The following is a 14779-nucleotide window of genomic DNA, read 5'->3' as shown; positions in this document are numbered from 1 at the left end:
GCCCGGATGCGTGCCGGGTCCCACGGGCTGGTGGTGATGAAGTTGGCCAGCGCCTGACGGTTCCCGTCCTCACCCAGCCGGGCGGCCATCGGCTCGACCGACTTGCGCTTGCCGTCGGTCAGCAGCCCTCGCAGATACACCTGCCCCCACCGGCGCTGATCCTTGCGCGCGAACGGCTCGAACACTTCCGCCGCGAACGCCTCCAACTCACCACGCACCACAGCAATCTCGTCCGGAGTCACACACCCTCAACGCCACATCAGGCCCCAAGGACACGCACCACTCCAACCGACCTGACCAGGCACTACTAGGGCCAAGCGACCGAAAGATCACCAAGCACCTTCTCGCGGCAGGGCTGCAGATCACTGTCCCTCGCTGTTGGCGCGCAGGGCGAGGTCTCGTAGCACCTGGGCGGAGGGGACTTCGGGATCGCCGCGATCGTGTTCTGCGGCGAGTTGGTGGAAGGCGGCGGCGAACGCCCCGAAGGCTGTGAAGATCGGGCCGCTCATGGCTTGGGCGATGGCGTTGGCGACCTCTTGCGGGGCCGCGTCGTCGTCGATGTCCACGCTCCTCGGGAAGATGTCCTTCACCAGCTCGTTGAGCAGGACATCGCTTTCGCTGTCGGGTTCGGGTGCGTCGTCCCCGACGTACTCACGTGTCTTGGTGAGGATCGCGACGACGCGTGTCATCACTTCTTCGTCGTTCATGGGAGGAGCCTAGATCCTGGACGCGCGGCGCTCCCGATGCATCAGCCGGAGGGCAGCAGGGCGACTCCACGGTGTGAGAGGGGCCGGTTGCGGTGGTGCGTGCCCGATAGACATCGCTCCCGGCGACCTCGCCAACTGGCCGGTCCTGCGGCACGGCATGGGGCAGACTCAGTTGCCGGCGCCGAGGTTGGACATGAACGCGGACGGGTATCGGTCGCCACGCGCCGCGCCCGGCGGCACCGCCTTCTCGATCTCGGCGAGGTCGTCCGCGGTGAGATTCAGTTCCATCGCGGGCAGCGCCTCGGCCAGCCGCTCTCGGGTGCGAGCGCCGACCAGCGGCACGATGTCGTCGCCCTGTGCGCTCACCCAGGCGATGGCCAGCTGGGCAACGGTGCAACCCTTCACGTCGGCGACTTGGCGCAGGGCCTCGACAAGGGCGAGGTTGTGTTCCACGTTCCCGCTCGAGAATCGCGGGCTGAAGCCGCGGCTGTCGCTGGGGTCGGCAGTGCGGTCGGCGGACCAATGCCCGGAGATGAGACCGCGGCTGAGGACGCCGTACGCGGTCAGGCCGATGCCGAGCTCCCGCAGCGTAGGCAGAATGTCCGCCTCCACCGCGCGGGAGATCAGCGAGTACTCGATCTGAAGATCGGCGACCGGGTGTACGGCATGCGCCCGGCGGATCGTCGCCGCGTCGACCTCCGAGAGGCCGAGGTGTCGGACATACCCCGCGTCGATCATCTCCTTGATCGCGCCCACCGTCTCCTCGATCGGTACCGCCGGGTCCAGGCGGGCGGGACGGTAGATGTCGATGTGGTCGGTGCCCAGGCGGGTCAGCGAGTAGGCCAGGAAGTTCTTCACCGCCTCGGGACGGCCGTCCATCCCGCCGAACTGCGGGCCCGGCCCTCGCAGCATGCCGAACTTCACGCTCAGCCGGTAACTGTCCCGGTTCCGGCCGCGCAGTGCTTCGGCGATCAGCAGTTCGTTGTGGCCCATCGCGTAGAAATCGCCGGTGTCGATCAGGGTGACACCGCTCTCCAGTGCGGCGTGCACGGTGGCGATACTCTCCGAGCGGTCGGCCGCGCCGTACACGCCCGACATGCCCATGGCACCCAGGCCCAGTGCGGAAACGGCCGGGCCGGTGGTGCCCAGCATTCGTGTCTGCATCGCCTTCTCCTTCGTCGTTGATCTGCCACCCACTGTGCGCCCGAGCCGCGAGGTACGGGAGCGGAGCGTTCATCCTGGGAGAGCCGCTCCCTGGATCGGTTCTCCCGTTGCGAGGACGATGGGGACATGCAACGTGACGAGCTCGCCGACTTCCTACGCCGCCGCCGCGAGGCGATGCGCCCGGCCGAGGTCGGCATCGCCGAGGGCCCGCGGCGCCGCACCTCCGGCCTGCGCCGGGAAGAGGTGGCCGCGCTCGCCGGCATGTCAGTGGACTACGTCGTACGCCTCGAGCAGGGCCGCAGCAGCCAGCCCTCGGTCCAGTTGCTCGGAGCGCTGGCCCGGGCGTTGCGCCTCTCCGAGGACGAGCGCGACCACCTGTTCCACCTGGCCGGCCACCAGCCCCCACCCGCCGACGGAGTGGCCCGCCTGGCCCGCGCCGGTCTGATCCGCATGCTCGACCTGCTCGGCGACACCCCGGCCCTGGTGTTGTCCGACTTGGGCGAGATCCTCGCCCAGAACCGGGCAGCCGTCCTGCTGACGGGCGACCACACAGGCTTCTCCGGCGACCGGCGCTACGTCGCATTCCGTTGGTTCACCGACCCCGCAGCCCGCGCCGTCTGCCCGCCCGAGGAACAGGAACGCAACGCTCGCCAGCTCGTGGCCGACCTGCGCGCGGCCGCCGGCCGCCGCACCGGCGACTCCATGGTCGCCGGACTCGTCGACCGGTTGCAGGCCGCGAGCCCCGACTTCCGCCGGATCTGGGCCGAACACGAGGTGGCGGTCCGGCGCGCCGACCGCAAGACCTTCCTGCACCCGAAGGTGGGCCGCCTGCTGATGGACTGCGAGACGCTGGTCACTCCCGACCAGGGCCAGCAGCTGCTGGTGCTCACCCCGGCGAACGCCGAGGCCCGCGAGCGACTGGAGCTGCTGCGGGTCATCGGTATCGAGGAATTCTCGACGGGGGCAACGGGTCCGACGGCACGATGAAGCGGCCGGCCATGGGGCACGGGCTCGGTCTTCGGCGGTCAGGTCGCCGAGGTGGCCGTTCCTGAACTGCGGGACCGCGGGACCGCGGGGCCGCTGAGTGCGGGTCCCGCGTCGGCCGGAACCCGTGGCGTCAACGCACGCGCCTCTTGCTCGGCAGCGGGCGCCATGATCCGGCTGATGGCCGGCAGGGCATTACCGGCGTCCTGTGCCGCACTCCGAACGGCTGGGTTCCATCCCTAGGCCTTCGCCTTCGCAGGAAACCCCGGCCCTCAGGCCCACTGTGAGGGTGTTACGGGGCCAGGGACGGAGGGCTGCGACGGAGTGCAGCCGCGACAACGCAGGAGCCATGGCGCCTCAACCGTCGGAGGCGATGCGGTCCAGCCACTCCCGCAGCAGATGTTGTTCCGCGCCGCTGAGAGTGGTCTGTTCGGGCAGTGCGGCGTGCAGGGCGCGGGCGGCACCGGCCGGGCCCGTGTCCTGCACGGCCGGTTCTTGGTTGCTTACGGCGGCGACCATGGACTCCCGCAGGACGGTCAACAGGGCTGGATTGCGCCGGTCTTCGGGCAGGGACAACCAGGTGAGCACCGCGCCGCGCGCTGTGGCATGGATGATCTGGGCCGCGAGTTCCTCGTCGACGCGCAGCCAGCCGCCCACGGCGAGGCGGCGGATACGGCCCATGAGGATCTCCATGCCGGCCTTGAATGCGGCCGACGTGGCCCTTGTGGGCTCGCTGTACATCAGCGTGTACAGCGCGGGATTGGCCAGGCCGAACTCGACCGCCAGGTCCCAGCCGGCCCGCAGGTCCTCGATGGGGTCCTGTGGGTCGGGGTCGACGTGCTTGGCCGCGAGAAACGTGACGAAGCCATGCTCGGCCACCGCTTCGAGCAGCCCTTCCTTGTCGCCGAACAGCCGGTAGATGGCCGGCGGCTGCAGGTGTGACGCGACCGCGACCGCGCGGGTGGTGACCGCGTCGCGACCCTCACGCGCCAGCAGGTCGGCGGCGGCCTCAATGATCCGCCGGCGGGTCTGCGCGCGCCCTGCGGCTGCGGTGTCGGATTCGACGGCGGAAGCACCGTCTCGTGAACCTGGTGGCATATATCAACGATACAGCATGCTCGTTTCCGGCGTTATTATCAGTGATACGCTGATGTTGATTCCATTGGAACCAGTCAGCTGGAGTGCAATATGATCATCGTGACCGGCGCCACCGGACAGCTCGGACACCAGATCGTCGAACGGCTGCTGACTCGCGTGCCGGCAGGCCGAGTCGGCGTCAGCGTCCGCGACCCACAGAAGGCGAAAGCGTTCGCCGACCAGGGGGTGCGGGTGCGCCGAGGCAGCTTCACCGCCGCCGCCGACCTCGCGCACGCCTTCGAGGGCGCTTCCCAAGTACTGATCGTCTCTGTCGACAAGATGGGCGAAGAGGCCGTGCAGCAGCACCGTGCCGCCATCGATGGAGCCGTCGCGGCGGGTGCCCGCCGCATCCTCTACACCAGCCACATGGGTGCCGGCGCCTCGTCGCATTTCCAGGCTTGCCGCGACCATGCCGCCACCGAGGGGGCACTGCGCGCTTCCGGCGTGCCGTTCACCTCGCTGCGCAACGGCTTCTATGCCGCCAGCGCGGTGCAGTTCCTCGGTCACGCCATACAGTCCGGCCAGGTCGTGCTGCCTGCGGACGGACCGGTCAGCTGGACCTCGCATGCGGACCTCGCCGACGCGGCCGCCGCCATCCTGGCCGACGAAGGCTGCTTCGAGGGTCCCACGCCCCCGCTCACAGCAGCGCAGGCGCTGACCTTCGACGACATCGCAGGTATCGCCACCCAGGTCACGGGACGCACCGTGACGAGGGCCACCGCGCCCGACGAGCAGTTCCGGCAGCAGTTGGTGGGGCGCGGCGTTCCCGTCGAGGCAGCAGACCAACTGCTCGGCATCTTCGAAGCCAGCCGCGTCGGCGAATTCGCCGCCGTCGACCCGACACTGGCCACCTTGCTCGGCCGCGAACCCATCGCCCTGGGCTCGGTCCTGCGTGAGCAGCTGGCGAACAGCGACAGGCACTGACCGGCTATGAGTTCGTAAAGCTGGTGCTTCCTGAGTCGCCTTCAGTTGCTGTCCCACTCGCGATTACGGGGCGTAGGTGAGTGTGACGACGCCGGTCGCGCTCGGCGTTGCGGCCATGAACCTCAGCGAGCGCGGCAGCGCGCTGTCGAAGAGCCGCTCTCCCGTGCCGACGACGACGGGGTGGACGTTGAGGTTCAGTTCGTCGATCAGGTTGTGCTGAAGCAGGGTTCGCATCAGGGTGAAGCTGCCGTACATGATGATGTTGCCGCCGGGCTGCTGCTTGAGTTTCGCGACGGTCTGCGCGGCTTCGCCGGTGAGGGCGGTGGCGTTCCACGGCAACGGGCCGCTGAGGGTGTTCGTGACGACGGCCTTGGGAAGGGCGTGCATCGCCTCGGCGTACGGTCCGGTGTTGTTCGACCAGGCCTTCTCGAGGATCTCGTAGGTCGCCCGCCCCAGGAGGAAGGTGTCGCTGGCCAACAGGGCGTCGGTGGCCCGCTGGCGCGCGATGTCGTCGAAGTACTCCAGTGCCCATCCGCCGCGTTCGGTCTCTCCGAACCCGCCCGGGTCCTGGACCACGCTGTCGAGTGTGACGAATGCTCCCGCGATGAGCTTGCGCATGATGGTCTCCGTCCTCGGGCCGGTCGTTCCGGCCTCGTGCATGCAGACTCGGGTCATCTCCTTAAGGAATCGGTAGGCGTGTCGGGGAAGGTCAAAGGGTTCGCGGCAGCCCCGGCAGAGACGGTCGCACCGTGATCCCCGCCTGCGGCTCGGGCACCTCGGGCACCTCGGGTTCGTCGGGCATCGCGATCTCCAGCAGCCAGTCGGTGACGAGCCGGGAGTACCCGCTGGATCGCAGGAACGCGATGGCCGCCTGATCCCTGTCCGCGGCCGTCTGGGCGAGCCGGTCACTGCCCACCTGACGGGCCCGCGCCTCGCCCCAGGACGGACGCGGAGCTGTCGAGACGGCGCCGCCGATAGTCGGGGTGGACGCCGAGCGTCGAACGCCGCCCCCGCACGCAGCCCCAGCCGACCAGGGCACCGGGGGTGGTGACGTCGCCGGCCTGCACGAGACTCTGCGGCACATCGTGAACAAGAAAGAGCAGGTCAACTGCCTACGAGCGCAAGGCGACCAAGGCGAGGACGGTGTCACTGCCCTGAGTTAACCTCGCTCCGCAGGTCGCTCCTCGACCTGCGGAGCGACGGCGAAAGGGAACACGGATGCCCATCGATGACTTCGACGCGTGGCGAATCGAGCTGCTGGCCACCGGCAATATCGCGCAGGACGCGGACGATTCGGTCCCGCAACAGGAGGCCGAGCGGCGCTTCCACCGCTACCGCGAACTGGCAGGTCTCGTCGACGGCACCGAGGGTCCCAAGGCGGTCGCGGCGCTGGTCAGCTCGATGCAGGCCCGCCACGACTACGGCGCCTACCAGGCAACACACAGCGCGCTCGCCAGGTTTCCCCTCGCTGAACTGGCACGCGGCATGCTCTTGGCGCTGCCCGCTCTGGTCGCCATGAGCAGAGACCGTGCCGGAGAGGTTCTCCTCCCCGTGGCCCTTGCAGAGGCTGCGATCGTCGAGGAGTTCACCCGTGCTGCCGCTGACCTCGACCAGCGGATGCGCGACGAGTTGGCCGCCGTCATCGCCGACCAGGAAGAGGAAGGCGGCTGGTTCGATCGCCCGCGCGCACGCGGTCGGCTCCGCGTCGGACCGTTCGAATCGACCCTCTCGGACGATCCGCGATGACAGTGGACAGCAGGTGGCAGGACACACTGGGGTTCAACGGGAAGTCCCAGTTCACGAGCGCGACGGCTTCGAGTCGTATGACCAGCCGATACAGCGATGAACGCCTCCCGGGGACGGTGACACAGAGCCTCTACTCTGGGGCAGCATCCCTGGTTGAAGGCGATGACAAGCCTGGACATCGACCTGCGTATACGGGGCGCGAATGCCGTTCGTCAGGACGCGCTCCACTCACTTCAGTCCCGGCGAGGTGGCCCGAACTGCCGAGCCGCGCAGGCGAAGCTCGCGGGGCTTCGTAGCGCCGAGTGCCGCCGGCTGTCGTCTGCTGGTCACACGAGGTGATGAGCCGTCGATGGCGCCGTCCGTGTGGTGTTGTGCGGCGGACGCAACCGGACGGGTCGTTGCGGTGCTCTGGGCAGGTAGTTCGTACGTCACCTGGTGAGGAGACAGAGATGACCCCCTGGAACAGCGAGAGCCTCGGTTCCTGTGCCTTCGTCGACCCCTATGCCGCACCTTCCCGGGACGATGCCTGGCCGGCTCCGGACCAGTCCTGCGATGACTTCGATGCCTGCCTGCCGGCGCCCGACCCCGCCCGCCGCCTCGCCTACACCCTCGACCCGCACGACCGGCGACGCCTGGACCTGCATGCGACGCTCACCGCCGCGGGCATCCCGCCGATGCCCGAAGACCGTGCCGTCATCGACCAGATCAGCGCCCTGCCCGCAGACGTCAACAACGTGCTCCAGCGCTGGCTGCACCACACCCTATAGACCCTGAGGGAGCTGCTTCCCCCGTGCCGGCCGACGCCCTCGTCCATGCCTCGAACCCACACCGAGAGCATGGGCAACGGCCTGCGGATGGGGCGGGTGGAAGTGATGGTTGGACGGCCCCAAGGGACGGGGCGGCGAGGGTCAGCGTTCTGGTTCCGGCAGGCGATGGTGACGGCGGCGGGTCGTCCGTCCATGATCTCGCGGGCGAGGTTGGGACCCGACAGTACGGCGACCCGGTCCGCGCTCACGCCGGTCACCTTGGTGATGACCCGGCTCGGCCGTTCCCCGCTGCCGAGTTCGATGCCCTTCATCAGTGACACGATCACGGTGTCGGGCCCGCGGCGATGGCACGAACACCACTCACACGAGTGCCCGGGCTCGAAGATGCTGATGCTAGCCGCCGGGGTGACCCGTCACGGGTTCGCCGCCCCGGTCGCTACTCAGAGGACGTCGTACGTCAGGTGCGTCGCGTTCGATGTCGAGGTCACGCTCCGCTGCACCAGCGTGCGCGGCGCTCCGCCGGTGAACAGCGGCGTCCCCGCGCCCAGGATGACGGGCGCCAGGTGCAGAGACAGCATGTCGACCAGCCCGGCGTCGAGCGCCGAGCCGACCGTGGCGCCGCCACCCATGAGGACGACGTCGAGGTCCGTGCCGCTGTCCGACGACGCCGCTTCGGCGCGCTCGCGCGCGGCGGTGACGGCGTCGGGAAGACCGGTGGTGACGAACGTCCAGTCGAGGTCGGTGAGCCGCACCGACTTCGGCGGCGAGCTCGTCACGACGACGAACGCGGGCTTGCCGACCTCCCCGGCGCCGTAGCCGGACCTGTCGTCCCAGCCGTTCGGCCCGTCGACCAGGTCGAAGAGCCGGCGGCCGAGGACGACGGCGCCCGAGCGAGCGGTCCCCTCGCGCAGGACCCGGCCGTCGTCGGGGTCGTCGGAAAACGCCCAGGTGTGCAGGGCTTCGCCGCCAGTACCCAGGCCGTTGTCCGGGCCGGGGTCGGGCCCGGTGACGAATCCGTCGAGGGAGACCGAGATGTCAGCGATGATTCGAGTCATACCAGGGCAGACCCGATCCGCCTCACGAACTCATCGCTCACGCGTGATGCATGTCTGGGCGCGAACCCGATAGCCCGCGAGTACCGCGAGCCCGATAGCCCGGGAAAAGGGTGCCGGCCGACAGTCCGGCCCGCTCACCCGGCCTGTGCGGCAGGGCAAGGGGGCCAGGTGTCACGGGCAGGCCGGCGCGCGTGTCTGGTCCGGGCGCGGGAGCGGTCGACCACCCATCTGCGGGGCAGGACGACGATTCTGGTGGTGTCTTTCGGTCGGCTGACGGTCCTGATCGCCGGGTTGAGGTGCTGTTCGGTCCAGGTCACACGCTTGTCCGCGGAGGTTGGGTCGGCACGGACGATGTGATCTCGGGACGCGTGAAGGGGAGACGGAAGAGGTCTCCTCGCCTCGGCGGAATCGTGCGGGTCGGCCGGGGTGGCCATGACAAGCAGGGCCAGTCCCCGGGCGTCGCCCACAAGGTGCCGCTTGCGCCCGTTGATCTTTGGGCTCAGGATGCGTTCGCTCAGCGGTTGCTGTGCCCGTTCGCCGAACCGTTCCGCCGCCACCTCCGGGCACTCCTCCGATGCGGCGCGGCCGTCACTCCGTGTGCAGGACTCGGGCGATGGTCTGGCGGGCCGCCGCACGCGCCGGTATCACCGCGCCCAGTGCGGCGATCGCCACCCCGGCCAGCGCCAGCAGCGTCATCGACCCGGGGTGCCAGACGTCCAGCATCCGTGCGGGCAGGGTGAGATGGGCGCTGTGCTCGGTCATCGGGATCACCACGCGGTAGGCCGCGACTCCCAGCGGCAGCCCGAGGAGCCCGCCGACCAGACCCAGCCCGGCCATGGACACCACCATCATCGCGGTGACCTGCCGCGGGGTCATGCCGATCGATTTCAGCATCCCCAGGTCGCGCCGCCGCTCCCGACTGCTCAGTACGACCGTGTTGAACACCCCCATCGCGGCGACCACCGTCAGCATCAGGGTCAGCACGGACGCGGAACCGATCACCGTCATGGCCCCGGCGTTCACCGATGTCTTCACGTCCGGGTAGAGCCCGGGGTCGGCGGCCCGAACGGCCTTCATATAGGCGCCGACATCGGCTCCGGGGGTGAGCCGCACCCAGTACTGGTTCGCCTGCGCGAGCGGTGCCAGGGCGGTCACCGTCCCCCAGTCCGCGCGCATCCAGTCCGCCGGCCCCGACATGACCTCCCCGACCAGGGTGACCCGCTCCTGCCGGCTGTTCGCCGCGCCCAGCACGAAGGAGTCACCGAGCCGCAGACCGTGCTTGGCCAGGAACCTGCCGGAGGCCACCACCTCGCCGGGCCCGCGCATCCAACGGCCCCGGGCCAGGTCGTCCTGGAGAGCCCGGCTCCCGCGATCGCCCTCGAGCGACACGTCCTGGCTCTGGCCGAGCAGCCGTACGGCGGCATAGCCCACGGCGGACACGTCCGCCGCGTGCGGCAGGCCGCGCAACAGCGCCTGGGTCGCGGTGTCGCCGTGCTCGGGGGCGGTCTGCCCGAACCTGGTTTCCCCTCGCCCGACGATCACCTGAAACTCACCGGCGCCCTCGACCGCGTCGCCGTAGGCGACCATGGTGGCCGACAGGCCGGTGGCGAAGGTCACCGTCGCCACGCCGAGCAGTACCGCGCAGACGGTGAGCAGCGCCCGCCCGGGCCGTGCGAAGGGCAGGCCGAGGCCCAGGGTCACCGGGCGCGGCAGCCGCACCCCGGTCAGCCACCGCTGCACCGCGAGCCCCCGTCCGCCGGCCGGCGAGCTGCCCGCGCTGATCGCCCGTGCCGCGGACAGCCGGTGCGCGCGCAGAGCCGGGACCAGCGCGGCCAGCAACACCACACCAGGCATGCCGAGCGCCGTGGTCTCGTACACCCAGGAGCCGATCGTCGGCGTGACGTTCACCGTGCTGAGGTCCGCGCCTTGAAAGACCTGGTGCAGCAGAGGTCGCGCCACCACTGCGCCCAGGGTCGTGCCGATCGCCGCGCCCGCCGCCGCCGGGACGCAGACCATCACCAGGTAGACCGCGACCACCTGATTGGGCGTGAATCCAAGGGACTTGAGCACTCCGATGTGCCGGAAGCCGGACACCACGGCACCGCTCACCACATTGGCCACGATGAGGACCGCCACCAGCAGGCCGAGGACGCCGAAGGCCATAAGGAAAGGTACGAAGGCATTGGGATTGGCCGCGAGCTGTGCCTTCAGCGTCAGATACGACTGGCTCGCGACCAGCGATCCGGACGGCAGGCCGCCCGTCACCACTGCGGTGTCCGCCGTGATCTGACGGGCCGTCCCAGCTCGGTCGAACCGGTACAGCATCTGGTACGCCGTGGGGTGCAGGGCCGTGATCTGCTGCGGGGAGACCCATGCCTGCGCTGTTCCGCTGACGCTGGACGCGAGGCCGACGACGGTCAGCGGCCGCAGTCCGGGCAGCTGGATCCGCTTGCCGATCGGCGAGTGCGGGCCCCTGCCCATCCCGGGTGCCTCCGGCAACGCCAGGACGATCTGGCCGGGGCCGGTGGCCCAGTGCCCGGCGAAGAGGTCGAGGCGGTCGACGGGACCACCGGGCTCCGCCCGCCCCGCCACGGTCACCTGGCCGGGCCCCATCCCGGGCATCTCGGACGCCGCGTTCTGGGGCACGTCGACCACGGCCTGCGGGAACGGTCCGGCCGAGGCCCGCACGCCCGAACGGTGCGCGGTCCGTGCCAGCTCCGCGCCGGAGACCTTCGCCGCGTCGAAGGTGGCGATGACGTGCGCGCCGTGCGCCTGGCCGAAGAGCCGGTCGAACGGTCCCGACGCGACGTCCAGGAGGCCCAGGGCGACCACGAGGGCCATGCTGGAGACAAGGACCACCACCCCGATCACGGAGGTCTGCAGCCGACGGCGACGCACGGCCGCGCGCGAGGCGCGCCACACCGCCCTCATGCCGACCGCTCCAGGGTCCGCTCGCCGGTGATCCGGCCGTCCGTCATCGTCACGAGGCGGCTGGCGCAGCGCGTCGCCAGTCGCTGGTCGTGTGTCACCAGCAGCAGGGTCTGGCCCAGTTCGTTCAGGTCGATGAGCAGATCCATCACCTGCTCGCCCGAGTGGCTGTCCAGCGCGCCGGTCGGCTCGTCGGCGAGCAGCAGCGCGGGACGGTTCATCAGCGCGCGGGCCACCGCGACCCGCTGGCGCTCGCCGCCGCTCAGCGCGGCGGGGTAGACGTTCCTGCGGTCGGCGATGCCGAGTTCATCCAGCAACTCCAGTGCCCGGCGCCGGGCCTGACGGGCCGGCGTTCCGGTGAGCTGGGCGGCCAGGGCGACGTTGTCGATCGCGGGCAGGTCGTCGATGAGGTTGAAGAACTGGAAGATCATGCCGATCCGGCGGCGCCGGAAGAGCGCGAGCCCCGTCTCGCTGACCCGGCCCAGGTCCTCGCCGTGCACGCGGACCGAGCCCGCAGTCGGCCGGTCGAGGCCCGCGATCATGTTGAGCAGGGTGGACTTGCCGCAGCCGGACGGCCCCATCACCGCCACCGCCTCTCCGGCGCCGATCTCCAGTGACACCCCGTTCAGGGCGACGGTGTCGCCGTAGTCCTTGCGCAAGCCGCTCACCCGCACGACGTCCGGGTCGCGCACGGCGGTGGGGCCGGCCCCCGGGGCCGTGCCGCTGATGTCTTCGGTGGTCATGGCAGGGACGGTAGGCGGCGCGGACCGGCCGGGCGTCAGCCCCCGGAGGTAACCCGCGGCGCTGCTCATCCTCGGGATGTACGGGGTGGGCCCGCAGAGGGACGTCCGCTCGCCGGTTGCCTGGCACGATGTACGACGTGTGGACATCGGGGACGGGCCAACTGCTCATCGCTCTCGCGATGCTGGCCCTGGCGGTGGCCGGGGGCTCCGCCGTGCTGCTGACGCGCGCCCGCCGCCGCTACCGCAGGGTTCTGGAGGACCGGGGCTGGCTGCTGGAGCGCGAACGGGAGACCGCCGCCCGTACGGCGGTGTCGGCTGAACGGGCGTGCATCGCCCGCGAGTTGCACGACATCGTCAGCCACAAGGTCAGTCTGATGGTCGTTCAGGCGAGCGCCGCGTGCGAGGTGCTGGCCACCCTGCCGGACGAGGCGGAGACCGCACTGCGGGCCGTCGAGGGTGCCGGACGCGACGCGATGACCGAACTGCGCCATCTGCTGGGCCTGCTGGCGCCGTCACCCGACGGCGACGACGAGGACGAAGCCGTGGGGTACGTCGAGGGAGGCCTCTCCGGGCTCGCACCGCAGCCGAGTCTGAGTCACCTGGGCACCCTCGTCGACCGCATCGCGTTCGCGGGTCTCCCGGTCGAGGTGCGGATGTCCGGTGAACCGCGCCGGCTGGCACCGGGCGTCGACGTCACCGCCTACCGGATCATCCAGGAGGCGCTGACCAACGCGCTCAAGTACGGCGACGGCGGCAGGGCAGGAGTGACGGTGCGTTATGCCGACCGCAGTCTGCGGGTCGAGGTGCTCAACAGCGGACCGAGCGTGCTGACCGCCGACAACCGGAGCACTCGTGCCCGATCGGATGCCCGCAAGCGCCAGGGCGACGGCGCCGGGCGCGGCCTGATCGGTCTGCGCGAGCGTGTCGCCGTCTACGGCGGGCACTTCGACGCCCGGCGTCGCATCGGCGGCGGCTTCCGCGTCCGCGCCCGCATTCCCCTGGAGCGCCCGTGACCGAGTCCGCCGCCGACCGCCGCGCCCACCAGGCTTCGGAATCGAACCGGAGGGGAGACGCCGGCGCCCCGCGCGTCCTCATCGCCGACGACGAGGAACTCATCCGAACCGGCTTCCGCCTCATCCTCACCTCGCGCGGCATCGACGTCGTCGGCGAGGCCGCAAACGGCGAGCAGGCCGTCACGGAAGCCGAACGGCTGCGCCCGGACGTCCTCCTGATGGACATCCGGATGCCCCACCTGGACGGCCTTCAAGCCGCCAAGCGCGTCCTGGGGCTGCTCCCGCACTGCCGGGTGCTCATGCTCACCACCTTCGACCTCGATCACTACGTCTACGCGGCGCTCGCCGCCGGAGCCAGCGGCTTTCTGCTCAAGGACGTCACCGCCGCCCACCTCGCGGCAGCCGTACGACTGGTGAACACCGGAGACGCACTGCTCGCCCCCTCGATCACCCGCCGCCTCGTCGAGCGCTACGCGACGACCCACAGTGCCGGCCGGACCGACACGGCACACAGTCCCGGCGCTGCTGCGGCGGCCGCGGCCCGCACCCCCGCGATCCATCGCGACCTGGCTCCGCTGACTCCCCGTGAACTCGAGGTGCTGGCCCTGATGGGCCGGGGCCTGTCGAACACCGAGCTCGCCGCGGCCCTCACCCTCAGCGAGGCCACCGTGAAGACCCACGTCGCCCGGATCTTCGCCAAGCTCGCCCTCCGCGACCGCGCCCAGGCCGTCGTTCTCGCCTACGAGACAGGCCTGATCGCCCCCGGCGACCTGACCCCCGACTGACACCACGTCCACGGCACGCTGGACAGGCCCCGCCCCGGGCCCGTTGACCCCGGGCTTCGCCACGCGTCCATGGACGCCGATGACGGTGAATCATCGACGGCGCCTGGGCCATGCGGCCCGCGGACGGGGGCAGCGGGCGCGGGACCGCCCGGTCCTCGGCACCGGCTGCGCATTGCTACGGTCCGGCGCTGCCCGGCCGTCTGAGCAATCACCCGTCATCGCCTGCGTGGGCGAGCAGTTCCTCGGGTGACCAGGCCAGGCGTCCGTCCGCGAAGTCGGCCAGCACGCCCTGGACCCACGCCAGTTCCGCCGCCGTCATCGTGCGCATGTACCCCAACTCCAGCGTCGCGATCCGCGGCAGCCCGCTCTCCGCCTCCCGGGCGAGGTCCGCCTCGTGCCGAGCGAGCGCCGCCTCCAAGGCCTCAGCGCGGCGGCTGAGCGCATCCCGCATCGCCTCCGGCGTCAGCATCATGAGCAGCGACAGCGCGGCGGGAAACTCCGGGAACTCCTGCTTCGGCGTGGAGAGCATCTCGTCGAGCCAGCGGTGCGCCGTTTCGCTGCCGGCGTCGGTGACCTCGTAGACCGTGCGCTCCGGGTACTGCGCGTCCCGGCCCGTCTCGCGTACGGCGATCAGTCCGGCGGCGAGCAGGCGGTCCATGGTCCGGTACAGGCCGGCCCGCTGGCCGACGTTGACGACCTGGTCCTTGCCCCATTCCTTCAGCAGACGCTGGACGCCGTAGGGATGCAGTGGTTTGTAGTGCAGCAGGGCCAGGACGGTCAGGGCGAGGGGGGAACTCCGGGGCGCAGTGCTCATGGCTCGATGCTA

General features: G+C 70.4%; 17 protein-coding genes and 2 pseudogenes. 6 read left to right on the top strand and 13 right to left on the bottom strand.

Features of this window, described 5'->3' with window-relative positions; genetic code table 11:
* From ACZ4N5_RS41440 to ACZ4N5_RS41430, 3 genes are all read right to left on the bottom strand, one after another.
* Positions 1-242 (bottom strand): transposase (locus ACZ4N5_RS41440; RefSeq protein WP_467762139.1); only part of this gene is annotated, 242 nt, incomplete at its 3' end.
* Between the two features lie 120 nt (positions 243-362).
* Positions 363-707 carry a hypothetical protein gene (locus tag ACZ4N5_RS41435; RefSeq protein ID WP_467762138.1) on the bottom strand — a complete coding sequence of 115 codons (345 nt, stop codon included), beginning with the start codon at positions 705-707 and terminating at the stop codon, positions 363-365.
* A 168-nt stretch (positions 708-875) separates the two neighbouring features.
* Complete coding sequence (locus ACZ4N5_RS41430; RefSeq protein ID WP_467762137.1) at positions 876-1871, bottom strand: aldo/keto reductase; 996 nt, start codon at positions 1869-1871, stop codon at positions 876-878.
* Between the two features lie 126 nt (positions 1872-1997).
* Here ACZ4N5_RS41430 and ACZ4N5_RS41425 point away from each other — a divergent pair, with 126 nt between their 5' ends.
* Positions 1998-2858, top strand: a complete 861-nt coding sequence (locus ACZ4N5_RS41425; protein WP_467762136.1) for a helix-turn-helix transcriptional regulator — start codon at positions 1998-2000, stop codon at positions 2856-2858.
* 354 nt (positions 2859-3212) lie between these two features.
* Here the strand turns inward: ACZ4N5_RS41425 and ACZ4N5_RS41420 are convergent, their stop codons facing one another.
* On the bottom strand, positions 3213-3953 hold the full coding sequence (locus ACZ4N5_RS41420) for a TetR/AcrR family transcriptional regulator (protein WP_467762135.1): 741 nt from the start codon (positions 3951-3953) through the stop codon (positions 3213-3215).
* A 90-nt stretch (positions 3954-4043) separates the two neighbouring features.
* On the opposite strand from ACZ4N5_RS41420, the gene ACZ4N5_RS41415 reads away from it, so the two are divergent.
* Positions 4044-4916 (top strand): NmrA family NAD(P)-binding protein, encoded by an 873-nt coding sequence (locus ACZ4N5_RS41415; RefSeq protein WP_467762134.1) that lies wholly within the window; start codon positions 4044-4046, stop codon positions 4914-4916.
* A gap of 63 nt (positions 4917-4979) precedes the next feature.
* Here ACZ4N5_RS41415 and ACZ4N5_RS41410 read toward each other — a convergent pair whose 3' ends face one another.
* The 3 genes from ACZ4N5_RS41410 to ACZ4N5_RS41400 all read right to left on the bottom strand — a co-directional run bounded on the left by ACZ4N5_RS41410 (position 4980) and on the right by ACZ4N5_RS41400 (position 5998).
* Entirely contained in the window at positions 4980-5534 is a 555-nt protein-coding gene (locus ACZ4N5_RS41410) for a dihydrofolate reductase family protein (protein ID WP_467762133.1), read from the bottom strand.
* Between the two features lie 91 nt (positions 5535-5625).
* The gene (locus tag ACZ4N5_RS41405) at positions 5626-5832 is read right to left on the bottom strand and encodes a hypothetical protein (protein ID WP_467762132.1); all 207 of its coding nucleotides are present in this window, start codon (positions 5830-5832) and stop codon (positions 5626-5628) included.
* Entirely contained in the window at positions 5822-5998 is a 177-nt protein-coding gene (locus ACZ4N5_RS41400; RefSeq protein WP_467762131.1) for a hypothetical protein, read from the bottom strand. Before ACZ4N5_RS41400 ends, ACZ4N5_RS41405 begins: the two co-directional genes overlap by 11 nt.
* A gap of 136 nt (positions 5999-6134) precedes the next feature.
* Here ACZ4N5_RS41400 and ACZ4N5_RS41395 point away from each other — a divergent pair, with 136 nt between their 5' ends.
* Together ACZ4N5_RS41395 and ACZ4N5_RS41390 are read left to right on the top strand one after the other, a co-directional pair.
* Positions 6135-6662 carry a hypothetical protein gene (locus ACZ4N5_RS41395; protein WP_467762130.1) on the top strand — a complete coding sequence of 176 codons (528 nt, stop codon included), beginning with the start codon at positions 6135-6137 and terminating at the stop codon, positions 6660-6662.
* Between the two features lie 449 nt (positions 6663-7111).
* Positions 7112-7429, top strand: a complete 318-nt coding sequence (locus ACZ4N5_RS41390) for a hypothetical protein (protein WP_467762129.1) — start codon at positions 7112-7114, stop codon at positions 7427-7429.
* Between the two features lie 134 nt (positions 7430-7563).
* On the opposite strand, the pseudogene ACZ4N5_RS41385 reads toward ACZ4N5_RS41390, so the two are convergent.
* From ACZ4N5_RS41385 to ACZ4N5_RS41365, 5 genes and pseudogenes are all read right to left on the bottom strand, one after another.
* Positions 7564-7767, bottom strand: a pseudogene (locus ACZ4N5_RS41385) (NAD(P)H-dependent glycerol-3-phosphate dehydrogenase); the annotation flags it as partial.
* Between the two features lie 102 nt (positions 7768-7869).
* The gene (locus tag ACZ4N5_RS41380) at positions 7870-8484 is read right to left on the bottom strand and encodes a dihydrofolate reductase family protein (RefSeq protein ID WP_467762128.1); all 615 of its coding nucleotides are present in this window, start codon (positions 8482-8484) and stop codon (positions 7870-7872) included.
* A gap of 170 nt (positions 8485-8654) precedes the next feature.
* A pseudogene (locus ACZ4N5_RS41375) lies at positions 8655-8978 on the bottom strand (transposase); the annotation flags it as partial.
* Positions 8979-9072: 94 nt separating this feature from the next.
* Positions 9073-11415 (bottom strand): ABC transporter permease, encoded by a 2343-nt coding sequence (locus tag ACZ4N5_RS41370; RefSeq protein ID WP_467762127.1) that lies wholly within the window; start codon positions 11413-11415, stop codon positions 9073-9075.
* Positions 11412-12155, bottom strand: a complete 744-nt coding sequence (locus ACZ4N5_RS41365) for an ABC transporter ATP-binding protein (protein WP_467762126.1) — start codon at positions 12153-12155, stop codon at positions 11412-11414. Before ACZ4N5_RS41365 ends, ACZ4N5_RS41370 begins: the two co-directional genes overlap by 4 nt.
* A gap of 116 nt (positions 12156-12271) precedes the next feature.
* On the opposite strand from ACZ4N5_RS41365, the gene ACZ4N5_RS41360 reads away from it, so the two are divergent.
* Positions 12272-13168 carry a sensor histidine kinase gene (locus ACZ4N5_RS41360; RefSeq protein WP_467762125.1) on the top strand — a complete coding sequence of 299 codons (897 nt, stop codon included), beginning with the start codon at positions 12272-12274 and terminating at the stop codon, positions 13166-13168.
* An 80-nt stretch (positions 13169-13248) separates the two neighbouring features.
* Entirely contained in the window at positions 13249-13953 is a 705-nt protein-coding gene (locus ACZ4N5_RS41355; protein ID WP_467762141.1) for a response regulator, read from the top strand.
* A gap of 208 nt (positions 13954-14161) precedes the next feature.
* On the opposite strand, the gene ACZ4N5_RS41350 is transcribed toward ACZ4N5_RS41355, so the two are convergent.
* A complete protein-coding gene (locus ACZ4N5_RS41350; RefSeq protein WP_467762124.1) occupies positions 14162-14767 on the bottom strand; it encodes a PadR family transcriptional regulator in 606 nt (201 codons plus the stop codon).
* Positions 14768-14779: the final 12 nt, after the last annotated feature.

This window comes from Streptomyces sp. NPDC026500, assembly GCF_055567635.1.
Note: the sequence above shows the minus strand (reverse complement) of the source record. Positions and strands in the feature narration are given on the sequence as shown.

Excerpts from the sequence above, each read along its gene's own strand:
- ACZ4N5_RS41435 (WP_467762138.1), bottom strand. The coding sequence starts at position 707 with ATGAACGACGAAGAAGTGATGACACGCGTCGTCGCGATCCTCACCAAG.
- ACZ4N5_RS41430 (WP_467762137.1), bottom strand. The coding sequence starts at position 1,871 with ATGCAGACACGAATGCTGGGCACCACCGGCCCGGCCGTTTCCGCACTG.
- ACZ4N5_RS41425 (WP_467762136.1), top strand. The coding sequence starts at position 1,998 with ATGCAACGTGACGAGCTCGCCGACTTCCTACGCCGCCGCCGCGAGGCG.
- ACZ4N5_RS41420 (WP_467762135.1), bottom strand. The coding sequence starts at position 3,953 with ATGCCACCAGGTTCACGAGACGGTGCTTCCGCCGTCGAATCCGACACC.
- ACZ4N5_RS41415 (WP_467762134.1), top strand. The coding sequence starts at position 4,044 with ATGATCATCGTGACCGGCGCCACCGGACAGCTCGGACACCAGATCGTC.
- ACZ4N5_RS41410 (WP_467762133.1), bottom strand. The coding sequence starts at position 5,534 with ATGCGCAAGCTCATCGCGGGAGCATTCGTCACACTCGACAGCGTGGTC.
- ACZ4N5_RS41395 (WP_467762130.1), top strand. The coding sequence starts at position 6,135 with ATGCCCATCGATGACTTCGACGCGTGGCGAATCGAGCTGCTGGCCACC.
- ACZ4N5_RS41390 (WP_467762129.1), top strand. The coding sequence starts at position 7,112 with ATGACCCCCTGGAACAGCGAGAGCCTCGGTTCCTGTGCCTTCGTCGAC.
- ACZ4N5_RS41380 (WP_467762128.1), bottom strand. The coding sequence starts at position 8,484 with ATGACTCGAATCATCGCTGACATCTCGGTCTCCCTCGACGGATTCGTC.
- ACZ4N5_RS41370 (WP_467762127.1), bottom strand. The coding sequence starts at position 11,415 with ATGAGGGCGGTGTGGCGCGCCTCGCGCGCGGCCGTGCGTCGCCGTCGG.
- ACZ4N5_RS41365 (WP_467762126.1), bottom strand. The coding sequence starts at position 12,155 with ATGACCACCGAAGACATCAGCGGCACGGCCCCGGGGGCCGGCCCCACC.
- ACZ4N5_RS41350 (WP_467762124.1), bottom strand. The coding sequence starts at position 14,767 with ATGAGCACTGCGCCCCGGAGTTCCCCCCTCGCCCTGACCGTCCTGGCC.